The following is a 22,840-nucleotide window of genomic DNA, read 5'->3' on the forward strand; positions in this document are numbered from 1 at the left end:
AAAGGAGCCCTATAACCTTTGATGAAGTCCGATCCGGTTTCCTTCGGAGTCTTCAATCTCAGCGACTGCAAAGCCTAGATCTTTATGAAAGGTCGCAGGGTATAATACCTTTGCACCCGTGTTTTCTGCTTTTCTTAAAGTCTCTTCCAGATCTTCGGTATGCAAATAAAGCAGTATCCCCTGATGCATAGGCTGATAAATTTCTCCTTTGGCCAGCGCACCAGTAATCCCCGATAGCTTTTCCTCAAAAGGGAAATAAGCCATCTGAATTCCATCAAACTCTTCCTGATCAAAGGAGAAGGAAAATAGCGCGCTGTAAAAACGAGCAGCGCGGTCCATATTCAGTACGGGAATCTCAAAATAGACCCCTGGATTTCTTGTTTCTTTTGACATACGATTAATTGGAGTTTTCTTAAAGTTCGGCCAATAAAAGAGGTTTCCATCACTAGCGAAGACCAAATATACAAATTTGCCTCAACTGGATTTCTGGAGGATTATTTTTATGTTATCATTGAAGGTTTTTAAAAATTTCGAACAAAAGAAAAAGTTTAATCGTTTCAAAAGCTGTACATTTGAACTACTCTTCAAAAAGTACAGGTATCTTCCACGGTACCGCATACTTGAGGAATTATTCATGCACGACAATTGTTTTAAAATGCCATCTGAACAGAAATCCATCTATACGCTTCAATTTATTTTACTCTGCCTGAGCTCACTCCTATTTTCATCTAGTTTCAATATGATTATTCCAGAGCTCCCTAATTACTTGAGTAGTTTGGGTGGAGCGGAATACAAGGGGCTGATCATCGCACTATTTACATTGACTGCCGGAATTTCAAGACCTTTCAGTGGTAAGCTGACCGACCGTTGGGGCCGTGTACCCGTCATGGCTATCGGATCCATCGTCTGTTTTATTTGTGGTTTTCTTTATCCGATCTTAACTTCCGTCGCTGGTTTTCTGTTTCTGCGGTTGATCCACGGTTTCTCTACCGGTTTTAAACCTACCTCCACCTCAGCTTATGTTGCTGACCTTGTTCCCCAAAAAAGATGGGGCGAAGCCTTGGGAATGCATGGTCTTGCATTCAGTATTGGCACGGCAGTAGGCCCAGCAATAGGGAGCGCAATTTTTGACGCGTTTGGGATTAATGTTATGTTCTACTCCTCTTCCTTCATGGCATTATTATCAATCCTAATTGTCATCAATATGAAAGAAACTTTGGTTAAAAAGGAAAAATTTAATCTTTCCATGCTCAAAATAGACCGAAAGGATATCATCGAATGGCGTGCACTTCCTGCTGGAATAGTTACATTTCTATCCTATACGGCATACGGTGTAATCCTGACCCTTATACCAGATTGGAGTGAACACCTAGGACTTAAAAATAAAGGCCTTTTTTTCCTGGCATTTACGATCGCATCCGTCATGATACGCTTTGTTTCAGGAAAGGTTTCCGATCGCTATGGAAGGCCAAAAGTTATTATTACAGGCATAGTGATTATTGCCGTTGCTTTGGTGGTGATTGGTTTTGGGGATAGCTTTATCGGTATGATGATTGGAGCGAGCATCTACGGTATTGGCACGGGTATATTATCCCCCGCAGTTAATGCCTGGACTATTGACCTGAGTATCCCTGAACATCGCGGCAAAGCGGTCGCAACCATGTATATTTCGCTCGAAGCGGGAATTGGTCTTGGGGCGCTCCTCGCTGGATTATATTATGCTGATGTCATCCTCCGCATTCCGCAAATTATGTATGCAAATGCCGTGGTACTAGTGATCGCTTTACTCTATATGCTAAATTGGCAAAGAAAATCTTAGTTTTTGATATAGGTATGACTATTTATAAACAGATAGCAAATGATAAACAATTATTTAAAGCTTCAATATAAATTGTTGACACGCCATTTTAAGGCGACCGGCCTTCCCATAGCGATTGCGCCACTTTTGTTACTGGGGGTCTGTTATCTTGCCTATTACCTTTTGCTCCAGTATCCTGTTTTTGGGAGCTATGCCTTACTGCTGAGCAACTTCCAGCTACTCTTTCTCCTGACCGAAAAAAATAGGAACGATTTTCTAAAAAATACCTTTAGTAAAAAGGATTTTTACACGATCAGACTACTGGAAAATGGCATTGTGATTTTACCAACCATTGCTATTTTTATATTTCGAGGACTATGGCTATATAACGTCGCGCTAATTGTGCTGGCTGTTATATTTGCTTTTCTGGTTTTTAAAACTTTTGGTAAATCCGTCCCAACTCCATTCGCAAAGAAACCTTTTGAATTTATTATCGGGTTCCGTAAGAGCTACCTGCTGATTCTCGTTTTATATTTTCTGGCAGCAATCGGTTTCTATGTAACGAACCCTAACCTCGTTCTATTTTGTATAGCTGCTATAGCACTGACCTCTATGTTTTATTATCAGTTACCAGAACCTATATTTTATCTTTGGAACAGCCGAGAAACGCCCTCCAGATTTCTCCTGGGGAAATTTAGACGTGGAGTATTGCAATGCCTTTTATTTACCCTCCCACTCCTCTTGACATACGCCTTTATCTTTTCATCTGGATGGTTTAACGCATTAATTGTTTTGGGTGGTATACTATTCCTGCTCCCTTTTGCTATTACATTAAAATATGTCGCTTATCCGCGAGAGATCAATTTTCCGGAGGGCTTTGCACTGGCATTATGTTTCAGCTTCTATCCGCTGATATTAGCACTATTACCATTCTATTACTTTAAAGCCATCAAAAATTTAAAGAACTATTTATGATCGAACTTATTCATATCAGTAAATCCTTTGGCCAGCATCAGGTCTTGCATGAGGTCACCTTTACTTTTGAGGATGGAAAGGTCTACGGTATCGTAGGCGAAAACGGTGCTGGAAAAACAACATTATTTCGTTGTATAGCAGGTTTGGAAACAGCCTCAGGAAAAATCAGTGCAAACCTACGACCACTTAAGAACCATCTGGGCTACCTGACATCAGATCCCTATTTCTTGTCAAAACTGACGGGCGAAGAGTATATCTACCTCCTTACTGACGCCCGTGGGAAAAGTATTAAAAACCTCGATGACAGAAATATCTTCGAACTACCATTAAAAGAGTATGCAAGTTCCTATTCTACGGGGATGAAAAAGAAACTGGCACTAACTGCAACCCTGCTCCAGGACAACAGTTTTTACATTCTGGATGAACCTTTTAACGGAATAGATCTACAAAGCAGTATTATCCTAACCGAAATTATACTGCGCCTAAAAGCCATGAACAAAACCATCTTGATCTCATCGCATATATTTTCCACATTAAAAGATACCTGTGATGAGATCTTGGTACTCGAAGAAGGTCGGATCAGTAAATCTGTCAAAAAAGAACATTTTGGTGATTTTGAAGAAGAAATGAAGGAAAAAATATTAAAAAAAGATATCGATAAACTGTGGCTTTAAGCCCCAGTAAAACCTTAAACGTGTAAGATGGAAAAATACCTGCCGACATTAGAAACCGAACGTCTAATCATCCGTCCGATAAACATGGACGATAAGGACTATTTTTTTGCAATGGATTCGCAGACTGATGTACATACCTTTCTCAATAAAGAGCCAGTTCAATCCATTGAAGAAATGGAAAAAGTGATTGCTCTCATTCAGCAACAATATGAAAAATATGGTATTGGCCGGCTGGGAGTCATTGAAAAATCTAGCAATCAATGGATCGGTTGGACAGGATTTAAATATATTGATGAATTGGAGAATGGACGTATCGGATTTCTGGATCTCGGCTATCGTTTCAGGCTAGAATCCTGGGGCAAAGGATATGCTACTGAAGCGGCATTAGCCTGTATGCAGTATTATCATGAGCATCTGACTCATTTCGAACTTCATGCCATCACCCATACCGAAAACAAAGGATCACGACATGTATTGGAAAAAGTGGGTTTTCAGGTCACCGAAGAGTTTCATTTTGACCATTGGGATATCCGTTGTTTTTGGTATGACCTGATTGAACAGAACAGATCAAACTAATTATGTTAGCTTTAAAAACTAATTTTTTTAACTTTTCATAGTTTCACTGGGATAAAACAAAATGGTTTTGTATTTTTACACGTTCGAATAAAATAAAATTTTGAACATTTCTGTATTGTACAATTTAATCTATTGCTGAGTAAATGAGTGACGAAACAAACTTCCCAACGGAAGATAATCAAGAAGAATTAGGATCAGGAAAAACAGAGGGCGGAAGTCAGACAATACCTTTATCTGGACTGTACGAAAACTGGTTTTTGGATTATGCGTCCTATGTGATCTTGGATAGAGCTGTACCCCATATAAATGACGGCTTGAAACCCGTGCAACGTCGTATTCTCCATTCCCTAAAGGAAATGGATGATGGACGATATAATAAGGCTGCCAATGTCATTGGTAATACCATGAAGTACCACCCCCATGGAGATGCTTCCATTGGAGATGCCATGGTACAACTGGGACAAAAAGATCTATTGATTGACTGCCAAGGTAACTGGGGTTTCCCCATTACTGGTGATTCGGCGGCAGCACCACGTTATATTGAGGGACGACTTTCTAAATTTGCGAATGAAGTTGTCTTCAATCCCGAAACGACGGAATGGCAGCAGAGTTACGATGGACGTAACCGTGAGCCGGTCACTTTACCGGTTAAATTCCCGTTGCTTTTGGCACAGGGAGCAGAGGGTATTGCTGTAGGTTTAGCGACCAAGATTATGCCACACAACTTTATTGAACTCATTGATGGCTCAATTCAGGTACTGAACGGCGAACGCCCAAATATTCTTCCCGATTTTCCCACAGGTGGTATGGCTGATGTGTCCAACTATAACGAAGGTCAACGTGGCGGAAAGATCCGTGTGCGCGCTAAAATCGAGGAGCGAGATAAAAAGACTTTGGCAATTACTGAGATTCCTTTCGGTACCACCACTGGTGGGCTTATCGAAAGTGTTGTCACCGCGAATGAAAAAGGTAAAATCAAAATCAAGAAAATCGAAGACAACACCGCTGGAAATGTTGAAATCATCGTGCATTTAGCACCGGGAATATCCCCTGATGTTACGATCGATGCACTGTATGCATTCACAGCCTGTGAGGTTTCCATTTCACCCAACACCTGTGTCATCAAGGATGAGAAACCTCATTTTATGAGTGTCAATGATATCTTGATTGAGAACACCAAAAACACTAAAAATCTATTGAAGTTAGAACTAGAGATTCGTTTAAACGACCTCCAGGAAAAAATATTCTTCAATAGTTTATTAAAGATATTCATCCAAGAAGGGATGTACAAGCATGCCGATTATGAAAATGCCGGTGACTTTGATACAGTAGTACAGGTTTTAAATCGCTTGTTTGAGCCATTCTTTGATCAGTTTTATCGTGAAATTCTTCCTGAGGACTATAAGAAATTGATCGATAAACCGATGAGCAGCATTACACGTTTCGATGTAAAAAAATCAGACGAAACGATGAAGACGCTTGAAAATGAAATTAAAGAAGTTAAGCGTCATTTGCGTCAGTTGACCGAATATGCTATTGCCTGGCATGAAAAACTGCGTGAAAAATACAGCAAAGATCGTGAGCGCAAAACAGAATTACGCATCTTTGATAAGGTTGAGGCAACGCAAGTTGCATTAGCTAACGCCAAACTATATGTCAATCGTGAAGAAGGTTTCATCGGTTCAGGAATGAAGAAAGATGAGTTCGTATGCGATTGCTCGGATATAGACGATATCATTGTATTCCGCGAAGATGGCAAATATGTCGTCAGCAAAATCCAAGACAAAGTATTTGTTGGAAAAGGGATTATTCATGTGGCGGTCTTCAAAAAAGGTGACGAACGTACCATATATAATGCCATCTATAAAGAAGGCGAAACTGGTACAAGTTATATCAAACGTTTTTCTGTTGTTGGCGTTACGCGCGACAAGGAATACGACGTATCCAAAGGATCTAAAGGATCTAAAGTTTTATATTTCACTGCTAATCCAAACGGCGAAGCAGAAGTTGTCAATATACAGCTCAAACCGCACACGAAATTACGAAAATTGAATTTCGATATGGATTTCGCTGAAATTGCCATTAAAGGTCGTGCATCCCAAGGAAATATTGTCTCCAAATACCCGGTCAAGAAAATCGCTTTCAAAAGCTCAGGTATTTCAACACTCGCAGGACGAAAAATTTGGTACGACGCCATTATGAAACGCTTAAATGCGGATGAACGTGGCCAATATTTAGGCGAATTTGATGGTGATGATAAAATATTGGTTGTACTTTCTGATGGCAGCTACGAGTTATCGAACTTCGACCTGAGCAACCACTTTGATGAGAAAATGATCCGTATTGAGAAATTCTATCCGGAACATGTTTATACCGTAGTACATCAAGATGGTAAGAGCGGCACCTATTTCGTCAAACGTTTTAAATTTGATGACCAACCTATTGGTAAACGCATTTCGTTTATCAATGAAGAACCCGGTTCAAAACTAGTTCTAATGAGCAATGCGGCTGAACCTACAGTCAAATTAGATATTCTAAAAGGCAAATCTCAAACGGAGGAAACGCTGGAACAACCATTGACTGAAATCATTGATGTCAAAGGCATAAAGGCGCAAGGTAATCGTCTTTCCTTCCATACCGTAAAATCTGTAGCCTTAATTACAGTAGATGAGGATCTCAGTGAGAAAGGAAAGAAAAAAACAGAAGTAGCTTCTGTAGATGAAGAAACAAAATCCGATGAGACAAAGGCGGAGGTTTCAACAGCTGAAACAGCAACAGATGCATCCAATGACAAAAAAGAAGATGACATCAAATTAGAGATCACTAATCCTGACGACATCCAAATTGATGACAAAGGACAAATGGAAATGTTTTAACAGCATTTTTCAATAAGTAATCCGCATAAAGAAAAGGCTCGAATATGATATTCGAGCCTTTTTATATTATTATTGATCGCAGGTAGTTCTCAAAGAAAGGTCACCAAGGCCTTGTTTCAATCCTCCTCTCCCACTAATAAACAGTCCACCATCAATTCGCTGTGCTTGACACAAAGCTCCTATATAAAGCTCTTAGGCTTTAAATTCTTTTAGGAATTTTTGAAGTTTCGGCGCAATGACCACTGAACAAAATGGGTTCTCAGGATGATCATTAAAATAATTATGATGATAATTTTCAGCAAGCCAAAATGTAGATGCCGGTTCTACCGCTGTTACAATTGGATCTTCATAGATATCCTCGTTTTCCAATTCATCAATAAAGTTTTTCGCTAGGATCTCCTGTTCTTCATTATGATAGAAGACCACAGAACGATACTGCGTACCCACATCATTACCCTGACGGTTCAATGTTGTCGGATTATGTGTCTTAAAGAAAATTTTCAACAGATCCTCATAATTGACCAACTCATCATCATACTCCAACTCCACCACTTCTACGTGATCGGTTGTACCTGTACAGACCTGCTCATAAGTAGGATGGTCTATATGACCTCCCATATACCCAGGCAATACGGATGTCACTCCCTCGGTATTCTGGAAAATCACTTCCGTACACCAAAAACATCCACCTCCAAATGTTGCTTTCATATTTTTATAGTATTTAGTAATGAGTATTGAGTATTTAGCCTTTGATTTTTAAGCCCTTGGCATACTTGTTATCTCATTTTTCTCACGCTAACGTCGCTTATACAAAGATAATCAATAATAAATTTAATACTTCTATCTAAACCTGTATTCTATAATTAATAGTGCGTAGTGAGTAGTGAGTAGTAAGTATTTAGACTTTGCTTTTATAAGCCCTTGGCATACTTGCTGTCATATTTTTTCCAGTCCCTGATCCTTTGTCTCAAATCTCCTATCTCATCTAAATACTAATAATAGTGTTTTCCTTTGATCAATAGATCCTGCTGTTTGCTGTCGCAAACGGCGTAAGAGAATCCCTCTTGCAATGCATAAGCTCCATACTCCCCTTTTTTATTGATCGCCAGAAATCCAACTTGTATCTCTTTGGCAATTGCGGGCTTTTTCTTCACAATACGCATCACGGCTTCCTTGCAGGCATCTTCAGGCGAATAACCCTGGCGCATTAATTCGACTACCAAAAAGCTACCAACATTTCGAATAACCTCTTCACCGACACCGGTCGAAGTAGCCCCACCAACTTCATTATCCACATAGAGTCCAGCTCCGATAATCGGACTATCTCCTACCCGGCCATGCATCTTAAATGCCATTCCGCTGGTCGTACAGGCCCCAGAGATATTTCCGTTGGCATCCAAGGCTAACATACCAATTGTATCGTGATTGTATTGATTGCCGGGTAAGCGCTCCGCAGCAAAAGTTTTATTTTCAATATTAACGACAGGTTTGTATTTCTTCTCCTTTAACCATTCTTTCCAAGCTTTCTCCCCTTCTGGCGTCAATAAATTCTCTTCTTGAAAACCATTTTCCAATGCAAATTGCAATGCACCTTCACCAACAAGCATGACATGCGGTGTTTTCTCCATCACCAGACGGGCCACGGAGATCGGATGACCAATTTTTTCCATACCAGCCACAGCGCCACAATTACCATCAGCATCCATAATACAGGCATCTAGGGTCACATGTCCATCACGATCCGGATACCCCCCTTTACCTACAGTCATATTCTTCAAATCCGCTTCGGGTACACGTACACCCTGCTCGACAGCGTCAAGAGCTTTCCCACCTTTCGATAAGATCTCCCATGCTGCTTTATTTGCCGCTATCCCAAAATCCCATGTCGATATCACGATAGGATATTTCTTCACCTTGACACTAGATGCAATCGTCAACCCTTTTGTATCGAATGCACTCAAGGTACCTATAGCCGTAGCAGCCATAAAACCTTGCTTAATAAAATTACGTCTAGAACTCATATGTAAATTATTTATCTTTTAACACCCCATTTTATTTGAGTAGCGTCCTACCGTCCAAACATGGATATACTATTTTCTGATTCTCATAAGCAGAATAATGCATCCATAACGATTGATTCTAAGATGCTCCTACCTCCTATTGGATCATCGTAACAATTGCATGATAAAACCGCACAATTACGCTTGCAATCCAACGAAATCGGGAACAAGAATATCTTCTTTTTTTACCCTATTATCAACCGAACCCGAAATTATCAAAAACTTGACAATATTCTTTTTTTAGTACGCGTATTGGATCCAAAAAGCACTTCCATCGCTCACCTACTTATCTTCAGACAGAGAGTCATCAAAAAAGAAACTGATTTCGCTATCAATAAGCAATAATACAAAATGGTTTTAGCAAATAGACAAATTAATTAAAATTAAGCCTAAAGATTCGTTTTTTAGCAACACAACATTCAAATCACTTAAAAATCGACAATAAACATTGATTTATATTGTGAATTAATCCTATCTTTAGGAACAAACTAATCAGCATGAAAAACACACTAAAATTCGCCATTTTAGCATGTGCAAGTCTTATTGGCACAAGTCATGGCCATGCACAGCAGGTAGATTCCACAACATATTTCAAAATCAAAGAATTGCAAGAAAACGTAAAACGTGAATTTGCACCAGATCGCAGAACGAAAATTGTGGCTATTCAAAAAGCGGATATCCCACAAAATCAATATATCCTCGAGACAACCGAAAAAGATGCGAAGTTCGTACTTGAACAAAAAGCGAAAGAGATATCCGCTAATATCCAAATCCAACTATTACCTGACGCAAGTGTCGAAGGTAAAACTATCGGCGTCATCAGACTTTCGGTTGCCAACATGCGTACCGATCCGAATAATGCTGCAGAATTGACAAGTCAGGTCTTACTGGGTACACAAGTAGATTTATTGCAGAAAAAAAGTGGTGAATACCGTGTACGGACACCCGACGGGTATATCGCATGGGTGCCTAGCTCCTCGATAGCTGTAATGGATAAAACTGAAATTGACAGCTGGAGGCAAGCGGACAAGCTGATCTACACAAATGAATTTGGCAAATCCTATTCCGAAGCCGATGAGAAGAGCCAGCGAATATCGGATTTAGTTTATGGCGACATCTTAAGATTAACAGGGCAGAAAGGCAACTTTTATACGATTGCTTACCCCGATGGCCGAAAAGGATATATCAAGAAATCTGAAAGTCTAACCTTAAAAAACTGGTTGGATACACGTACCCCTACCGCCGACAATATTATCGCTAGCGCAAAAACGATGTTGGGACTACCTTACTTATGGGGTGGAACATCCGTTAAAGGAGTCGATTGCAGTGGTTTTACCAAAACAAGTTTCTTTATGAATGGTTTTGTTATACCCAGAGATGCATCGCAACAGGTACTGGCCGGCGAGAAGATAGACATTCTAGACAATGAGGGGCATTTCGATGCGAGCAAAGCGCTCAAAAACCTTAAACCTGCAGATTTACTGTTCTTTGCTGCAGGTAAAAATAGTAATCCCAACGCTCGGGTAACCCATGTAGCCCTTTATATTGGTAATGGTACCTTTATTCACGCTGCAGGATTGGTCCGTATAAACAGTATGCTAAAAGATTCGCCAGATTACGACGACTTCCAAACACGTACTGTGGTAGCAGCCCGCCGTTACCTTGGAGCCAAGGATAGTGCAATTCAAAAAATCGCTGAAAACAATTATTATATCAATAAATAAATCAAGATGAGCAACCAATCTGAATGGATCAGCAAAGACTTTGGCTTTTTTAAATTACGGTTCCGTCCATATACGTTAACATTGCGGCATGTTTTCACCGTTGCTTCCTACAGCCGAAGTACAACACCCGTTGTATTGACCGAACTGGAGTACGATGGTATTGTAGGTTATGGTGAGGCCAGCATGCCACCATACCTTGGTGAATCACAGGAAAGTGTTATCGCTTTTTTAAATCAAATTGATCTATCAGCATTCAACTCCCCTTTCCAAACCGAAGAGATCTTACACTATATAGATCAAGTAGCAACAAAAAATACCGCAGCAAAAGCAGCCATTGACATCGCATTGCACGATGTACTTGGTAAGATTATGGGCCAGCCGTTTTATAAAATCTGGGGATTAAACCCCGATCTTATCCCACCGACGTCCTACACCATCGGCATCGATACGGAGGATATGATCCGTAAAAAGGTTGCTGAAGCGGATCAATTTAAGATCCTAAAAGTAAAATTGGGACTGGATACCGATAAGATGATCATTGAGACCATTCGTCAGGTCACTGACCGTCCCTTATGTGCAGATGTCAATCAGGGTTGGAAAACGCAGGAAGAAGCATTGGAAATGGCACATTGGCTCGCTGAGCGAAATGTTTCTTTCCTTGAACAACCCATGCCCAAAGAACAGGTCGATGATAATGCCTGGCTGACTGAACATAGTCCAATCCCAACAATTGCGGATGAAGGTTGTCAACGGTTAGTTGATGTGCCTGCACTAAAAGGAGTTTACAGTGGTATCAACATCAAACTGATGAAATGTACAGGCATGCGTGAAGCCAAACGAATGGCCGAACTTGCACGTTCTCTCGAAATGAAAGTAATGATTGGTTGCATGACTGAAACCTCATGCGCTATCAGCGCTGCGGCACAATTAGCACCATTGACCGACTGGGCAGATCTAGATGGGGCACTACTGATCGATAATGATATCTACGACGGAATGACAGTGATCAACGGAAACTGCTTCTTGCCGAACCGTCCTGGAATTGGAATTTTAAGAAAATAACATTATATTCAATGCAATGTTTTTTGTCTTAAAGAAAAACATTGCATTGAATCGCTATCGGAGTTATAACCAATAGCCAATTTTACCAAGATATTAACAAACTAAATTAATCAATTCACACTTTATGAAACAACATGTGCTCACAACGTTGTGTCTCATAGCCTGTAGTTCGATGCAGTCACTATACGCGCAACAGATTCAGATTGCTGGAAAAATCACCGACAGCAATGGAAATCCCATCAGTGGAGTTACCATAAATGTCAAAGGATCCAGCCAAGGAACATCTACCAACGAACAAGGCTTATTCACACTCAATGCAAATTCGAATGCCACACTACTCCTATCTGCTGTTGGCTATAATGCGCAGGAGGTTCAGGTCAATGGCCGGAAAACGATCAGCGTTACACTCGTCGGCAACGAACAGGCTTTAGATGAAGTGGTTGTAACAGCATTAGGGATCAAACGGTCCCAAAAATCCATTGGTTATTCTGCACAACAAGTCAAAGGAGATGATTTAACATTTACAAAAGAAACAAATGTACTAGGTTCCTTAGCAGGAAAAGTTGCTGGTGCACAAGTAACGGGATCTTCTGGCGCAAATTTGGGTGGAACACAAAAAATCAAGATCCGCGGTGTTAACTCAGTTACAGGTGGAGGCCAACCGCTTATGGTCATCGATGGCACACCGATCTCAAATTCGAATTTCAGTAGTTCAACAGGTAATGGTGTAGACCTTGGAAACGTTGGACAGGATATCAATCCTGAAGATATCGAAACAATCAATGTCCTGAAAGGCCCTACTGCTTCTGCGCTATATGGTATGCGGGGACAATATGGTGTAATCATGATTACAACAAAAAAAGGAAAAAAGGGGCCTAAAAAAATTGACATAGGATTTAACTCTGCTACTTCCTGGGAGAAAACAGGCAACTTTATGCCGCTACAAAACACTTATGGTGTCGGTAATAATCAAACCTTCCTGAAATTAGCTTCTGGAGAGTACTATGTCAATGGTAACGACGAATCTTGGGGGCCAAAAATGGACGGAACTCCCGTTCGCATGTTTTATAGCTTTTATCCCCAAGATGCCGACTTTGGCAAAACCACTCCTTTTTCACCCCAACCTAATAACATACAGGATTTCTATAATACGGGATTTACAACAAACAATGGGCTGACCATTGCCGGCGGTAATGAAAATGCCGCAATCCGCTTTAGCTATAATAATACTTATATCAAAGGTGTTATCCCCAATACTTCTTTAAAGAGAAATAATTTTGGCTTAAATGGAACATTGGACATCACATCTAAACTGGTTGTTGGTGCTAATATCAATTACGCAAACAATAATGGACAAAGACCTGTACAAGGCTATCAGGGATCATTCACAGGTGCTACACAATGGTTTCAACGCAACATTGATATTAATAGACTCCGTAACTATAAATATGCGGATGGGACGATATTAAACTGGAACGTAAATCCGAATACATCTACAGGAATAATTACAAATAACAAACCCTCTGACTGGAACAATCCATTTTTTGACGCTTACGAAAATCTAAATAATGACTCGCGCGATCGGGTATTTGGAGATGTTAACGTATCCTATAAAATTTTTGACAATCTAAAGGTTTCAGGTTTTGTAAGAAAAGATTTCTTTACGCAAAACCTCAGCAGTAGAACCGCATTTGGGGGTCGTTTAGATGAAGCATTTTCTGTAGGAAAATATCAAAATGATGAGAGCAATTATGAGTTTTTAGCAGAGTACAACAACAAGTGGAATGATTTTTCGCTAAATGCTAATTTAGGTACCAATATTTATACCCGCGACTATTCTTATGTTTCGCAAGCTACTGTTGGCGGCTTGGCAACGAGGGGATTTTATAATATTGCGGCATCTATTGACCGTCCGGAAACAACTTCCTATAAATTGAAAAAACAAATCCGGTCACTGTATGCAATGGCCTCTGTCGGTTATAAGGATATCTACTTTATTGATGCATCAATTCGTCAGGACGTATCATCAGCATTGCCTAAAAACAACAATTCTTATGTTTATCCATCGGTTTCTGGATCTTTCCTATTTAGCGAACTATTCGATTCCAAAGTACTATCTTTTGGTAAATTGAGAGCTTCCTATGCGATTGCGGGCTCTGATGTTGATCCTTATTCTGCACTTTTAAACTATCAAATGGGGACGGCCTACAAAACCAGTACAGGTACAATTACAACCGTATCTGTCCCGGATAAACTAAAAAATGCGAATCTGGAACCATCTTTTGCCCATACTTTTGAGATCGGTACAGACCTCAAATTTTTCAATGATCGCTTAGGACTTGATTTCACTTATTACCAACAACGTAATAAAAAACAAGTTATTGATCTATCACAGTCATCAGCTACCGGATATGAATCTGAATTTGTGAATGCCGGAGATATTGAGAACAACGGTATCGAAATATCGCTTTCTGGAACACCTGTGAAATCAGCTAACTTCACCTGGAATACGACCTTGAATTTTGCAAGAAACAACAGTAAAATCCACGAATTGATCGACAATATTAATTCTTACCAGTTGGATTTAAACACTTATTCTAGTCAAACAGTTTATTTAAGAGCAGACAGGGGAAAAGCATTTGGTACTTTAATAGGGCCGGGCTATTTGCGCGATCAAGCAACAGGAAAAATTTTATTGGATGCCAATAACATGCCGATACAGGAACTGAACAAAGATTTCGGTTCTGTTCTCCCCAATTTTACGGGTGGATTCTTAAACTCAATCCGATATAAAAACATCGATTTTAATGCCATGATAGACTTCCAATCTGGGGGCAAATTTTTTAGCTGGTCTAAAATGCTCGCTGTAAAATCCGGACAGGCAGAAGAGACTGCTGCAATGAATAGCAATGGCAAAAATGTACGCGATCCATTAGCTGACGGTGGTGGGTACGAAATTTCGGGTATTTCGCAAGCTACGGGGGAAGCTGTCAATGCATTTGTCGATGCAAGAAGCTATTTTAGAAACCAGATCGGAACTAAATTTTACGAAGAATGGTTATTCAATGCCTCCTATATAAAATTGAGAGAAGTAAGTCTAGGGTATACATTTTCTGAAAATACATTAAAGAAAACACCATTTAAATCTATCCGTATTGCTGCTATTGCGAGAAACCCATGGATGATCTGGCAAAAAGCACCGAAAGGAATTGATCCTTCCGAACTTTCTATGGGAAGTGCATCCATCAGTTGGATCGAGAAAGGGGAATTGCAAACAGTACGTTCTTACGGGGTAAACCTAAGCTTTAAATTCTAAAATCATGAAACAGTTATCATTATTAAAATATACCCTCGTTTTTGCTATTATAACGACGACGGTGTCGTGCAGTAAAAAATTTGACGATTCATATGATATAGACCCGAATAATCCTTCCACTGCAACAGGCATGCAATTATTAGCCAATGCAGAGTTCTTTCTATCAGGGACGAGTGCCAATACGGCTAATCAGATGGGGGTACATTACCCTCAATATTTATCGTTAACGACATATACAGACAACTCTAGGTATATATCAACCAATTTAAATTTTGAAAGTTGGTATAAGGGCCCGTTAAAAAATATTCAGGAAGTAAAGGATAAAGCTAAAAATGGAACATTAAGTGAATCAGAGGGTAGTGTGGCTAACCAAATTGCGCTAGCTAATATTCTGGAGTCTTATTTTATGTTGCATATGACCGATCGTTGGGGAGATTTACCTTATAGCGATGCGCTGAAGGGAAGTCAGAGTCGCCTTCCTAAATATGATACGCAGAAAGAAATCTACACAAGCCTGTTCAAACAGCTAAAGGAGGCAAGTTCCACCCTAGATCCCAATGCTACATTAAAAAATGAGATCATCTTCAATGGCAACATGAGCAAATGGAAGAAAGTCGGTAATACGATTCGCCTTCTTATGGCACTCCGTTTGTCCAAAGTGGATGCCACTTGGGGTAAACAGGAATTTGCCAGTGCTTTAGCAGACGGTGTCATGACCTCTAATGCGGACAATTTTGCCTATCCACATTTAGCGGAAAAGGATCATGAAAATTTCTGGTATAATTCGTTCACGCGTCTCGAACGTCAGTGGTTCGCACTGAGTAAGCCTCTAGTAGATTATATGAAACCTAAAAATGATCCGCGTTTACCGATCTATGGTGACAAGAATCAAGCAGGGGAATATGTTGGTTTAGAATATGGAAAAGCGGCAGGAAATTCTGGTGATATTCCGGGAATATCATTGTTGGGGGCCAAGCTTAGACAACAAAATTCTCCGGTCAACTTAGTGACTTACCCCCAAGTATTGTTTGCAATGGCTGAGGCCGCGAAATTAGGATGGATAAATGGTGGTGATGCTGTTGCAGAAACCAACTACAAAAATGCGATCAGAGAGTCTATTAATTCATGGACAGCTAATGCGACTTCTGCTTCCACCATAGATGCATATATTACCCAACCCTCGGTAGCATATACGGCTGCTACGGCTATACAGCAGATTGCCGAGCAACGTTGGATCCATCTTTTCTTAAATGGTTATGAGGCTTGGTCAGAATGGAGAAGAACGGGTTTCCCTGTTTTAATGGCACCTGCAGGAGCCAATGGAAATCTGATTCCACGTAGAGAAGGCTACCCTACCCAGGAAGCATCAAATAATACAGTGAACTATAATACTGCTGTTGCAGCTTTCCCATACGGTGGTGCCGACGGACTTAATGCAAGAGTATGGTGGGATAAGCCATAGCATGATTTATTCCACGTAACGGAAAATATATTCTAATACAAATGCCTCAAAAATTAAATACTTTTTGGGGCATTTGTATTTAATCAACGCTATTATATTACAATCTCCCCTATCAGTCAGCTTGGTTGATAAAACTCAAATTACCTTAATAAAAGCAAAAAGAGCACTTAAGAAATGGAACTGAAAATATTGTTTTTACATTTTTGCACAGGTAGATTAGTCATCAGATTCAATAAGTAGCCGTTGATCACAGCATACTTAATATCCTGGTTAGTGCCAATAAAAAAGTTGGCTCGCGAACCCAGTAAAAGCATATCCTCCAATAAAAGCTGTTTATCAACGCTGATATTTATTGGATAACTATGTAATTTTCCCATTGATTCATCACTGTCAATATGAATAGCTCCTATTCCCTGTTTCAACAAATCACCTATCATTGCTAAAGTTAATTCCGCTAGTGAAAATATCCGATCTGTATACAATTTTGCGGGAATAAATTGGAGCCCTTCAACATCAAGATCGGTATATCCATAAAAGTCCCGCAGATCGCCTATATCTTCGATCACTCCTTCTACAAAGTAGTCATTTACTACGGTTTTTTCATTTTGCCGAATGGCTACATCCACGAGCATCTTCTTACCATTTTTTTCGATAGATAGGTTCCGGATCAAAACATCATGAAGCTTTTCATCATTAAAAGGAATCACGTTGTAATCAGCAATATCATGTTCCGAATAAGATCCCGAAGCGATTTCCTGAAAGGCCTGTAATAGCGCAATGAAATTATATTTTCGAACCTCTAGCTTCTCAGGATCACCGGCACAGGCTCCTGATTCAACCAGAATGGTACTTGCGCCCCATTTTTGAAAATTATCGCCGAAACCACGTGGAGTATGCTCGTCGTCATATTTCGCGACAGCATTCGGGATAAATTCCTGTAATATCTTATTGATTCCGACAATTACCCGCATGGCATCTGCCCTAACCGTATTAACACTTCTGGCATAGTCGTATGCCGGAGCCAGCAAGGAAATTGTTACCGGGGTCGCGGTGCCTGGAATATTATAGTAATTATTCTGATTATGGAGATTAAAAGCAAAATCGGGTTTTAATAACATCGCCTGCGCTTTCAACAGAGCGCCTTCCACAGTTGCAACAGCACGCGCATCGCGATTCATGTCCACATCCATCGCCGTTCTCCGCTGATAACGCTCTGCGCCATCAGGATTCAACATCGGAATAAAATATAAAGTCAGTTTATCCGCTATTTCCTTTCGAAAAGTATCAAAGCCATCCGCCTCCCCGTTAAAAAAATTAAACAGATCAAATAGCGCCATTGTAGCTGTAGGCTCGTCACCATGCATCTGCGACCACAACAGTACCTTTATCGGCCCTTGCCCATATTTCAACCTAAAAATTGAACGATCTTCTACTGATCTTCCAATCTCCTCTACCGTAAGTTGCTGATGGATTTTATTCTTCTCCAATAAGGGCAAAATATCTGGATGTTTAAATCGTCTATGTTGCAAAGCCTTTTCTTCATATAAAGAAAAGGCTTTGATAAAATCGTTTTTCACTAAATTCATGTTAATCTTTTAAGGCTGCCTCAAGTAAGTTAATCGTTCCTTGTGATGCATCCATTCTCACCCTTGCACCTACGGGAAGGATAAATTGCTCCGCAATATGCCCAATGACAGCACCGCTATAAGCAGGCACGTTTAAGGGCTTAATATAATCATTGAATAGCTGATCCAATGTCACAGAGCCATAGCCTCCCGATGGTTTACAATTGGTACATTTCCCAAAAACAAAACCTTTAATCCCTGCCAATATCCCTGCATTTTTCAACTGACAAAACATCCGATCGACGCGTTCCATATCTTCATCGACCTCCTCAATAAAAAGTATCTTATCTTTAAAGTCTGGTAGATAAGGAGTCCCACATAAGCCCGTTAATACGGTCATATTCCCGCCCAGCAGCACCCCTTCAGCAACACCTGGGAAGATTGTAGCTATCCGGTCCTTCGTCTGTACAATATGATCCCCCTTCAATTTGGGATTTTCAAATACCGCAGGCTTATTGGCAACAAATTGTGCATTAAAGGCCTCGGCCAGCTTCTTTGTCCATGTGCTTATACCAACCGCGCCATGGAAAGTAACAAGTCCAGTTTTCGCGTACAGAGCAAGAATTAAAGCCGTTATATCTGAATAACCCAACAAAATTTTAGGATTTTGAGCAATCATCTTATAATCAAGTTGGTCTAAGAGCCGGGAAGTTCCCGAACCTCCCCTGACACAAACCATTGCTTTGACAGCCTTATCAGCAAACATATCATGTATATCAGCAATACGTTCCTGATCTGTCCCTGCCAAATTACCGTAACGGCTACGGATATGTTTTCCCTCCTTCACTTTAAAACCCAATGTTTCAAAGATCTCGCGTGCGATAATGATCGATTCCTCATCGTCCAAAACACCTGCTGGAGTTATCAACCCTATAGTATCCCCTGGGTATAGCTTCTTTGCCAACAAAGTAGCCGCTCCTGCAAGCTCCGCTGCGACTTCTGTAGCGCGCCCAGCTCCTAATACCGGAATGGCCAGTGCGCCCAAAGCAATTGATTTTATAAAAGCCCTTTTTTCCATATTATGACAACTTATCTGTTGAACAACAAACGCTCACCAGCACCTTTCTCGATAATTTGTCCCTGAGAAAATGCGACTTTACCAGATACAATGGTATGTTCAATGGTTGAACTAAATGTGTGTCCTTCAAATGGTGACCAACCACATTTAGAAAGGATATTTTCTTTTGAAACGGTATATTGTTTATTCAGATCCACGAGTACCAGATCCGCCCAATAGCCTTCACGAATATAGCCACGATCTTCAATCTGAAATAGTGTAGCTGTATTATGTGCTGACTTTTGAACCAATTGTTCCAAGGTCATTTTACCTGCTTTGACCATATCCAATAATGCTTGTAAAGCATGTTGAACCAAAGGACCACCGCTAGGAGCCGATGCATATGGCTGTGTTTTTTCCTCGATAGTATGTGGGGCATGATCTGTCGCTATTACATCAATATGTCCATCCAATACAGCTTTAAGAATATGGTCACGGTCATTGGCCGTTTTAACCGCCGGATTCCACTTGATAAAATTCCCCTTTGTTAGGTAATCTTGATCAGAAAACCAAAGATGATGGATACAAGCTTCGGCAGTGATTTTCTTATCCTTTAATGGGATATCATTCCGGAATAGTTCAATCTCTCTTGCTGTTGATATATGTAAAATATGTAATCTTGTATCATGCTTTTTGGCCAATTCCACAGCCTTAGATGAAGATAAGTAACAAGCTTCAGCAGATCGGATCAATGGATGCATTTCAATCTTCAATCCCTCTTCACCATATTGCTCCTTGAATCTCGCCAGATTGGCTTTGATTGTTGCTTCGTCCTCACAGTGTGTAGCGATCAATGTAGGCGAATTAGCAAAGATGCCTTCCAAAGCTTTTTCATTATCCACCAACATATTCCCTGTGGATGATCCCATAAATACTTTTATACCACAGACATCACGTGGATTGGTTTTCAGTACTTCTTCTAAGTTATCGTTGGCCGCTCCCATAAAGAACGAGTAATTGGCTAATGCATTCTTTCCTGCAATATCATATTTATCCTGGAGCAATTCCTGCGTCAGGGTATTGGGAACTGTATTTGGCATCTCCATAAAGGAGGTTGTCCCACCTGCCACCGCAGCACGGCTTTCATGCCATATATCCGCTTTATAAGTTAACCCCGGTTCTCTAAAATGAACCTGGTCATCAATTAATCCCGGAAACAGATGTAGTCCCTCAGCATTGATTTCCTGATCCGCAGGATGATTTATCTCCTGTGCGATCATTTCGATTCGACCATTACTGATATATACATCAGCAGTCTCAACTTTACCTTCGTTAACAAGTTGCGCAGATTTTATAAGAATAGATGACATGTTGATCTTTTTACGTTGATATCTTTCAAAAGTAAAGATTTGTTACCGTGATATCAAGTTATCCGGTCAAAGAGTTACCCCATATAGAAGACAAAAAAATAGTTTGATCTTATCCTTATGCACGTTCGAATGATCGTGCACCAACTTTTATTCAACGAGGGAAAAATCCAGGCTGGAAATAAAACCTTTATGCTTTCAAAGCACCAACAGTTCTAAAAATCGAATGAAGGTTCGTTATGGCCGGTAAACCCGGCACAGCGAACTCATTGATACCTTAATAAAAAACACGAATCATTAAAAAACAGGTTTTTTATAAATAAAAAAGTCGGAAGATTTTTCTTCCGACCAAGACAGGCCTAAGCCTCTTTTTTTATTCTTTATCAAATTTGTAACCTACTCCTTTTACTGTAGTGACGTAATCGTCGCCTATTTTTTCACGGAGCTTACGGATATGCACATCGATTGTCCGATTGGTAACAACCACCGAGTCTTCCCAAATACTTTTTAAAATCTGCTCTCTTGTGAAAACTTTATTTGGTTTGGAAGCTAACAAGTAAAGCAATTCAAACTCTTTCTTGGCAAGCACAATCTTTTGCTCTCCTTTGTAAACTAAGAAAGAATCTCTATCAATAACCAGATCAGCTATCTCAATTTTATCCTGTGCGTTTGAATCAGACTCCTCCGATGCGTTTCTTCTTAAGATCGCATTAATACGACTCATCAGTGCTCGAGGCTTAATTGGCTTGGCGATATAATCATCCGCTCCAACATGAAATCCGGCAATTTCTGAATATTCTTCGCTTCTGGCTGTCAAAAACACCATAAAGGTACTTTTGAATTCAGGCATAGCGCGCATGATGCGACAAGCTTCAATACCGTCCATCCTAGGCATCATCACATCCAAGATGATCAGATCGGGGTTTACTTGCTTGGCAACTTGTATTGCCTCTTCCCCATTTTGCGCTGTAGAGACCTGATAACCTTCACGATTTAAGTTGAATGCAATTAAATCCAAGATATCTTTTTCGTCATCAACAATTAAAATCTTTTGTTTCGAAGAACTCATTTGTCTTATTTTTCTGCTAAAATATGAACAAAATGATAACAATCGATTAATCTAATGTTACCAAATTATTAAGTAATATTTCAATTAACAATAACACATTGATTACTTAATTGTTTTCTTCAAAAAACCAGCAAGCTCTTCACCACGCAGATTCTTTGCTATGATAATACCATTTGGATCGAGGATATAAGAGGTAGGCAATGCTTTGACACGGTAATCTATTACGACCGGTGAGCTCCAAGCCTTTAAATCAGACACATGTGTCCAAGTCAGTTTGTCATCTGCAATAGCACGCATCCATGAACCAGGGTTATCATCAAATGAAACAGACAGGATATCGAAACCTTTGGTGTGATAAACATTATATAACTTGACAAGATTTGGATTTTCCTGGCGACATGGCATACACCAAGAAGCCCAAAAGTCAACCAAAGTGTATTTTCCTTTAAAACTAGACAACTTCACCTCTTTATTGGAAGGCGTAAATGACGTCAACTCCGGAGCAGGCTGACCAATAGCCATTTTCTTCAGCTTTTGGGTTTCCTCCTTAAACTGAGTCACATATCTATTTTCCGTAAATTCATTTTTAATTCTATCTGCATAAGCAATAATTTCTGCCTCCGCTACCTCAGGATCCAACGTGGAGATGGCATAAAATCCAGCCAGATCATTATGCTTAGTGGAAAAATCGACAGCCTTGCTGGTATAGTCACGAAGTTCATTTGCAAATTTGGCTTTATATTCTGCACGAAGTTTTTCTATTTCGTCAGCAGTTGAATTTGCTGTTAATTTGGAAAAGACACCCTGTAGAGAATCTTGCATGTAATCGCGATGGTTCCGTTCCTTAGCAAACGGCTGGATCGTTTTCGACAATTCAGACCCTTCAACGAGATAATCATTAACATCCTTATGCAAATCTGCTTTAAATGAAATTGTCTCACCTGGGGAAGCAATCAGGTCATAGCGATTTTTACCGACACGCAGCGACAACAATCTCGATTGACTAGCCTGACGCACAAACTGAAATTTATTATTGTCACCAAAAAACATAGAATCTAGCTTGGTATCACCCTCATACAAGGAGACAACTTTTATATTACCAGGATTTTCTATATTTCCTTTGATGGTAAACTGCTCTTTATTCTGGCAACCCAACATCAATCCAACCACACCAACTACTAAAAAAATTGCCTTTTTCATCCGTATATTGTTTTGTGAGCGCCATAGGTCCATCTGTAAATAAATGTCATTGCACTCGG

17 protein-coding genes are annotated in these 22,840 nt (G+C 40.0%); 9 read left to right on the top strand and 8 right to left on the bottom strand.

Annotated elements, in window-relative coordinates; genetic code table 11:
• Nucleotides 1–9: 9 nt before the first annotated feature.
• Nucleotides 10–393: a VOC family protein gene (locus tag AC07UV_RS23190; RefSeq protein WP_495185463.1), complete on the bottom strand. Its 384-nt coding sequence runs from the start codon at nucleotides 391–393 to the stop codon at nucleotides 10–12.
• A 262-nt stretch (nucleotides 394–655) separates the two neighbouring features.
• Here AC07UV_RS23190 and AC07UV_RS23195 point away from each other — a divergent pair, with 262 nt between their 5' ends.
• The 5 genes from AC07UV_RS23195 to AC07UV_RS23215 all read left to right on the top strand — a co-directional run bounded on the left by AC07UV_RS23195 (nucleotide 656) and on the right by AC07UV_RS23215 (nucleotide 6,899).
• Nucleotides 656–1,819, top strand: coding sequence for an MFS transporter (locus tag AC07UV_RS23195; RefSeq protein WP_495185464.1), 1,164 nt, complete (start codon nucleotides 656–658; stop codon nucleotides 1,817–1,819).
• 39 nt (nucleotides 1,820–1,858) lie between these two features.
• On the top strand, nucleotides 1,859–2,773 hold the full coding sequence (locus tag AC07UV_RS23200; protein WP_495185465.1) for a hypothetical protein: 915 nt from the start codon (nucleotides 1,859–1,861) through the stop codon (nucleotides 2,771–2,773).
• On the top strand, nucleotides 2,770–3,447 hold the full coding sequence (locus AC07UV_RS23205) for an ABC transporter ATP-binding protein (protein WP_495185466.1): 678 nt from the start codon (nucleotides 2,770–2,772) through the stop codon (nucleotides 3,445–3,447). The genes AC07UV_RS23200 and AC07UV_RS23205 overlap by 4 nt, the downstream gene beginning before the upstream one ends.
• A 27-nt stretch (nucleotides 3,448–3,474) precedes the next feature.
• A complete protein-coding gene (locus tag AC07UV_RS23210) occupies nucleotides 3,475–4,023 on the top strand; it encodes a GNAT family N-acetyltransferase (protein ID WP_282253368.1) in 549 nt (182 codons plus the stop codon).
• Nucleotides 4,024–4,166: 143 nt separating this feature from the next.
• The gene (locus AC07UV_RS23215; protein ID WP_495185467.1) at nucleotides 4,167–6,899 is read left to right on the top strand and encodes a DNA gyrase/topoisomerase IV subunit A; all 2,733 of its coding nucleotides are present in this window, start codon (nucleotides 4,167–4,169) and stop codon (nucleotides 6,897–6,899) included.
• 192 nt (nucleotides 6,900–7,091) lie between these two features.
• On the opposite strand, the gene msrA is transcribed toward AC07UV_RS23215, so the two are convergent.
• Together msrA and AC07UV_RS23225 are read right to left on the bottom strand one after the other, a co-directional pair.
• Nucleotides 7,092–7,607 (bottom strand): peptide-methionine (S)-S-oxide reductase MsrA, encoded by a 516-nt coding sequence (gene msrA, locus AC07UV_RS23220; RefSeq protein WP_282253366.1) that lies wholly within the window; start codon nucleotides 7,605–7,607, stop codon nucleotides 7,092–7,094.
• A gap of 284 nt (nucleotides 7,608–7,891) precedes the next feature.
• Complete coding sequence (locus tag AC07UV_RS23225) at nucleotides 7,892–8,920, bottom strand: glycosylasparaginase (protein ID WP_120259951.1); 1,029 nt, start codon at nucleotides 8,918–8,920, stop codon at nucleotides 7,892–7,894.
• Nucleotides 8,921–9,456: 536 nt separating this feature from the next.
• Here AC07UV_RS23225 and AC07UV_RS23230 point away from each other — a divergent pair.
• The 4 genes from AC07UV_RS23230 to AC07UV_RS23245 all read left to right on the top strand — a co-directional run bounded on the left by AC07UV_RS23230 (nucleotide 9,457) and on the right by AC07UV_RS23245 (nucleotide 16,523).
• Nucleotides 9,457–10,683 (top strand): C40 family peptidase, encoded by a 1,227-nt coding sequence (locus tag AC07UV_RS23230; protein ID WP_495185468.1) that lies wholly within the window; start codon nucleotides 9,457–9,459, stop codon nucleotides 10,681–10,683.
• Nucleotides 10,684–10,689: 6 nt separating this feature from the next.
• The gene (locus tag AC07UV_RS23235) at nucleotides 10,690–11,745 is read left to right on the top strand and encodes a dipeptide epimerase (protein WP_495185469.1); all 1,056 of its coding nucleotides are present in this window, start codon (nucleotides 10,690–10,692) and stop codon (nucleotides 11,743–11,745) included.
• A gap of 124 nt (nucleotides 11,746–11,869) precedes the next feature.
• Nucleotides 11,870–15,061 carry a SusC/RagA family TonB-linked outer membrane protein gene (locus AC07UV_RS23240; RefSeq protein ID WP_336044265.1) on the top strand — a complete coding sequence of 1,064 codons (3,192 nt, stop codon included), beginning with the start codon at nucleotides 11,870–11,872 and terminating at the stop codon, nucleotides 15,059–15,061.
• A 4-nt stretch (nucleotides 15,062–15,065) separates the two neighbouring features.
• Nucleotides 15,066–16,523 (top strand): SusD/RagB family nutrient-binding outer membrane lipoprotein, encoded by a 1,458-nt coding sequence (locus AC07UV_RS23245; RefSeq protein ID WP_495185470.1) that lies wholly within the window; start codon nucleotides 15,066–15,068, stop codon nucleotides 16,521–16,523.
• A 167-nt stretch (nucleotides 16,524–16,690) separates the two neighbouring features.
• Here the strand turns inward: AC07UV_RS23245 and AC07UV_RS23250 are convergent, their stop codons facing one another.
• The 5 genes from AC07UV_RS23250 to AC07UV_RS23270 all read right to left on the bottom strand — a co-directional run bounded on the left by AC07UV_RS23250 (nucleotide 16,691) and on the right by AC07UV_RS23270 (nucleotide 22,781).
• On the bottom strand, nucleotides 16,691–18,109 hold the full coding sequence (locus AC07UV_RS23250; RefSeq protein WP_495185471.1) for a M14 family zinc carboxypeptidase: 1,419 nt from the start codon (nucleotides 18,107–18,109) through the stop codon (nucleotides 16,691–16,693).
• Nucleotide 18,110: 1 nt separating this feature from the next.
• Complete coding sequence (locus AC07UV_RS23255) at nucleotides 18,111–19,166, bottom strand: S66 peptidase family protein (RefSeq protein WP_495185472.1); 1,056 nt, start codon at nucleotides 19,164–19,166, stop codon at nucleotides 18,111–18,113.
• Nucleotides 19,167–19,177: 11 nt separating this feature from the next.
• The gene (locus AC07UV_RS23260; protein ID WP_495185473.1) at nucleotides 19,178–20,515 is read right to left on the bottom strand and encodes a dihydroorotase; all 1,338 of its coding nucleotides are present in this window, start codon (nucleotides 20,513–20,515) and stop codon (nucleotides 19,178–19,180) included.
• 370 nt (nucleotides 20,516–20,885) lie between these two features.
• A complete protein-coding gene (locus AC07UV_RS23265; RefSeq protein WP_120259941.1) occupies nucleotides 20,886–21,581 on the bottom strand; it encodes a response regulator transcription factor in 696 nt (231 codons plus the stop codon).
• Between the two features lie 102 nt (nucleotides 21,582–21,683).
• Nucleotides 21,684–22,781, bottom strand: a complete 1,098-nt coding sequence (locus AC07UV_RS23270; protein WP_282253357.1) for a TlpA disulfide reductase family protein — start codon at nucleotides 22,779–22,781, stop codon at nucleotides 21,684–21,686.
• Nucleotides 22,782–22,840 lie beyond the last annotated feature (59 nt).

The organism is Sphingobacterium sp. GW821-FHT03E03, assembly GCF_059420745.1.

Bases quoted from the DNA above. Each gene is read 5' to 3' on its own strand.
- AC07UV_RS23190 (WP_495185463.1), bottom strand. From the start codon at position 393: ATGTCAAAAGAAACAAGAAATCCAGGGGTCTATTTTGAGATTCCCGTA.
- AC07UV_RS23195 (WP_495185464.1), top strand. From the start codon at position 656: ATGCCATCTGAACAGAAATCCATCTATACGCTTCAATTTATTTTACTC.
- AC07UV_RS23200 (WP_495185465.1), top strand. From the start codon at position 1,859: ATGATAAACAATTATTTAAAGCTTCAATATAAATTGTTGACACGCCAT.
- AC07UV_RS23205 (WP_495185466.1), top strand. From the start codon at position 2,770: ATGATCGAACTTATTCATATCAGTAAATCCTTTGGCCAGCATCAGGTC.
- AC07UV_RS23210 (WP_282253368.1), top strand. From the start codon at position 3,475: ATGGAAAAATACCTGCCGACATTAGAAACCGAACGTCTAATCATCCGT.
- AC07UV_RS23215 (WP_495185467.1), top strand. From the start codon at position 4,167: ATGAGTGACGAAACAAACTTCCCAACGGAAGATAATCAAGAAGAATTA.
- msrA (WP_282253366.1), bottom strand. From the start codon at position 7,607: ATGAAAGCAACATTTGGAGGTGGATGTTTTTGGTGTACGGAAGTGATT.
- AC07UV_RS23225 (WP_120259951.1), bottom strand. From the start codon at position 8,920: ATGAGTTCTAGACGTAATTTTATTAAGCAAGGTTTTATGGCTGCTACG.
- AC07UV_RS23230 (WP_495185468.1), top strand. From the start codon at position 9,457: ATGAAAAACACACTAAAATTCGCCATTTTAGCATGTGCAAGTCTTATT.
- AC07UV_RS23235 (WP_495185469.1), top strand. From the start codon at position 10,690: ATGAGCAACCAATCTGAATGGATCAGCAAAGACTTTGGCTTTTTTAAA.
- AC07UV_RS23240 (WP_336044265.1), top strand. From the start codon at position 11,870: ATGAAACAACATGTGCTCACAACGTTGTGTCTCATAGCCTGTAGTTCG.
- AC07UV_RS23245 (WP_495185470.1), top strand. From the start codon at position 15,066: ATGAAACAGTTATCATTATTAAAATATACCCTCGTTTTTGCTATTATA.
- AC07UV_RS23250 (WP_495185471.1), bottom strand. From the start codon at position 18,109: ATGAATTTAGTGAAAAACGATTTTATCAAAGCCTTTTCTTTATATGAA.
- AC07UV_RS23255 (WP_495185472.1), bottom strand. From the start codon at position 19,166: ATGGAAAAAAGGGCTTTTATAAAATCAATTGCTTTGGGCGCACTGGCC.
- AC07UV_RS23260 (WP_495185473.1), bottom strand. From the start codon at position 20,515: ATGTCATCTATTCTTATAAAATCTGCGCAACTTGTTAACGAAGGTAAA.
- AC07UV_RS23265 (WP_120259941.1), bottom strand. From the start codon at position 21,581: ATGAGTTCTTCGAAACAAAAGATTTTAATTGTTGATGACGAAAAAGAT.
- AC07UV_RS23270 (WP_282253357.1), bottom strand. From the start codon at position 22,781: ATGAAAAAGGCAATTTTTTTAGTAGTTGGTGTGGTTGGATTGATGTTG.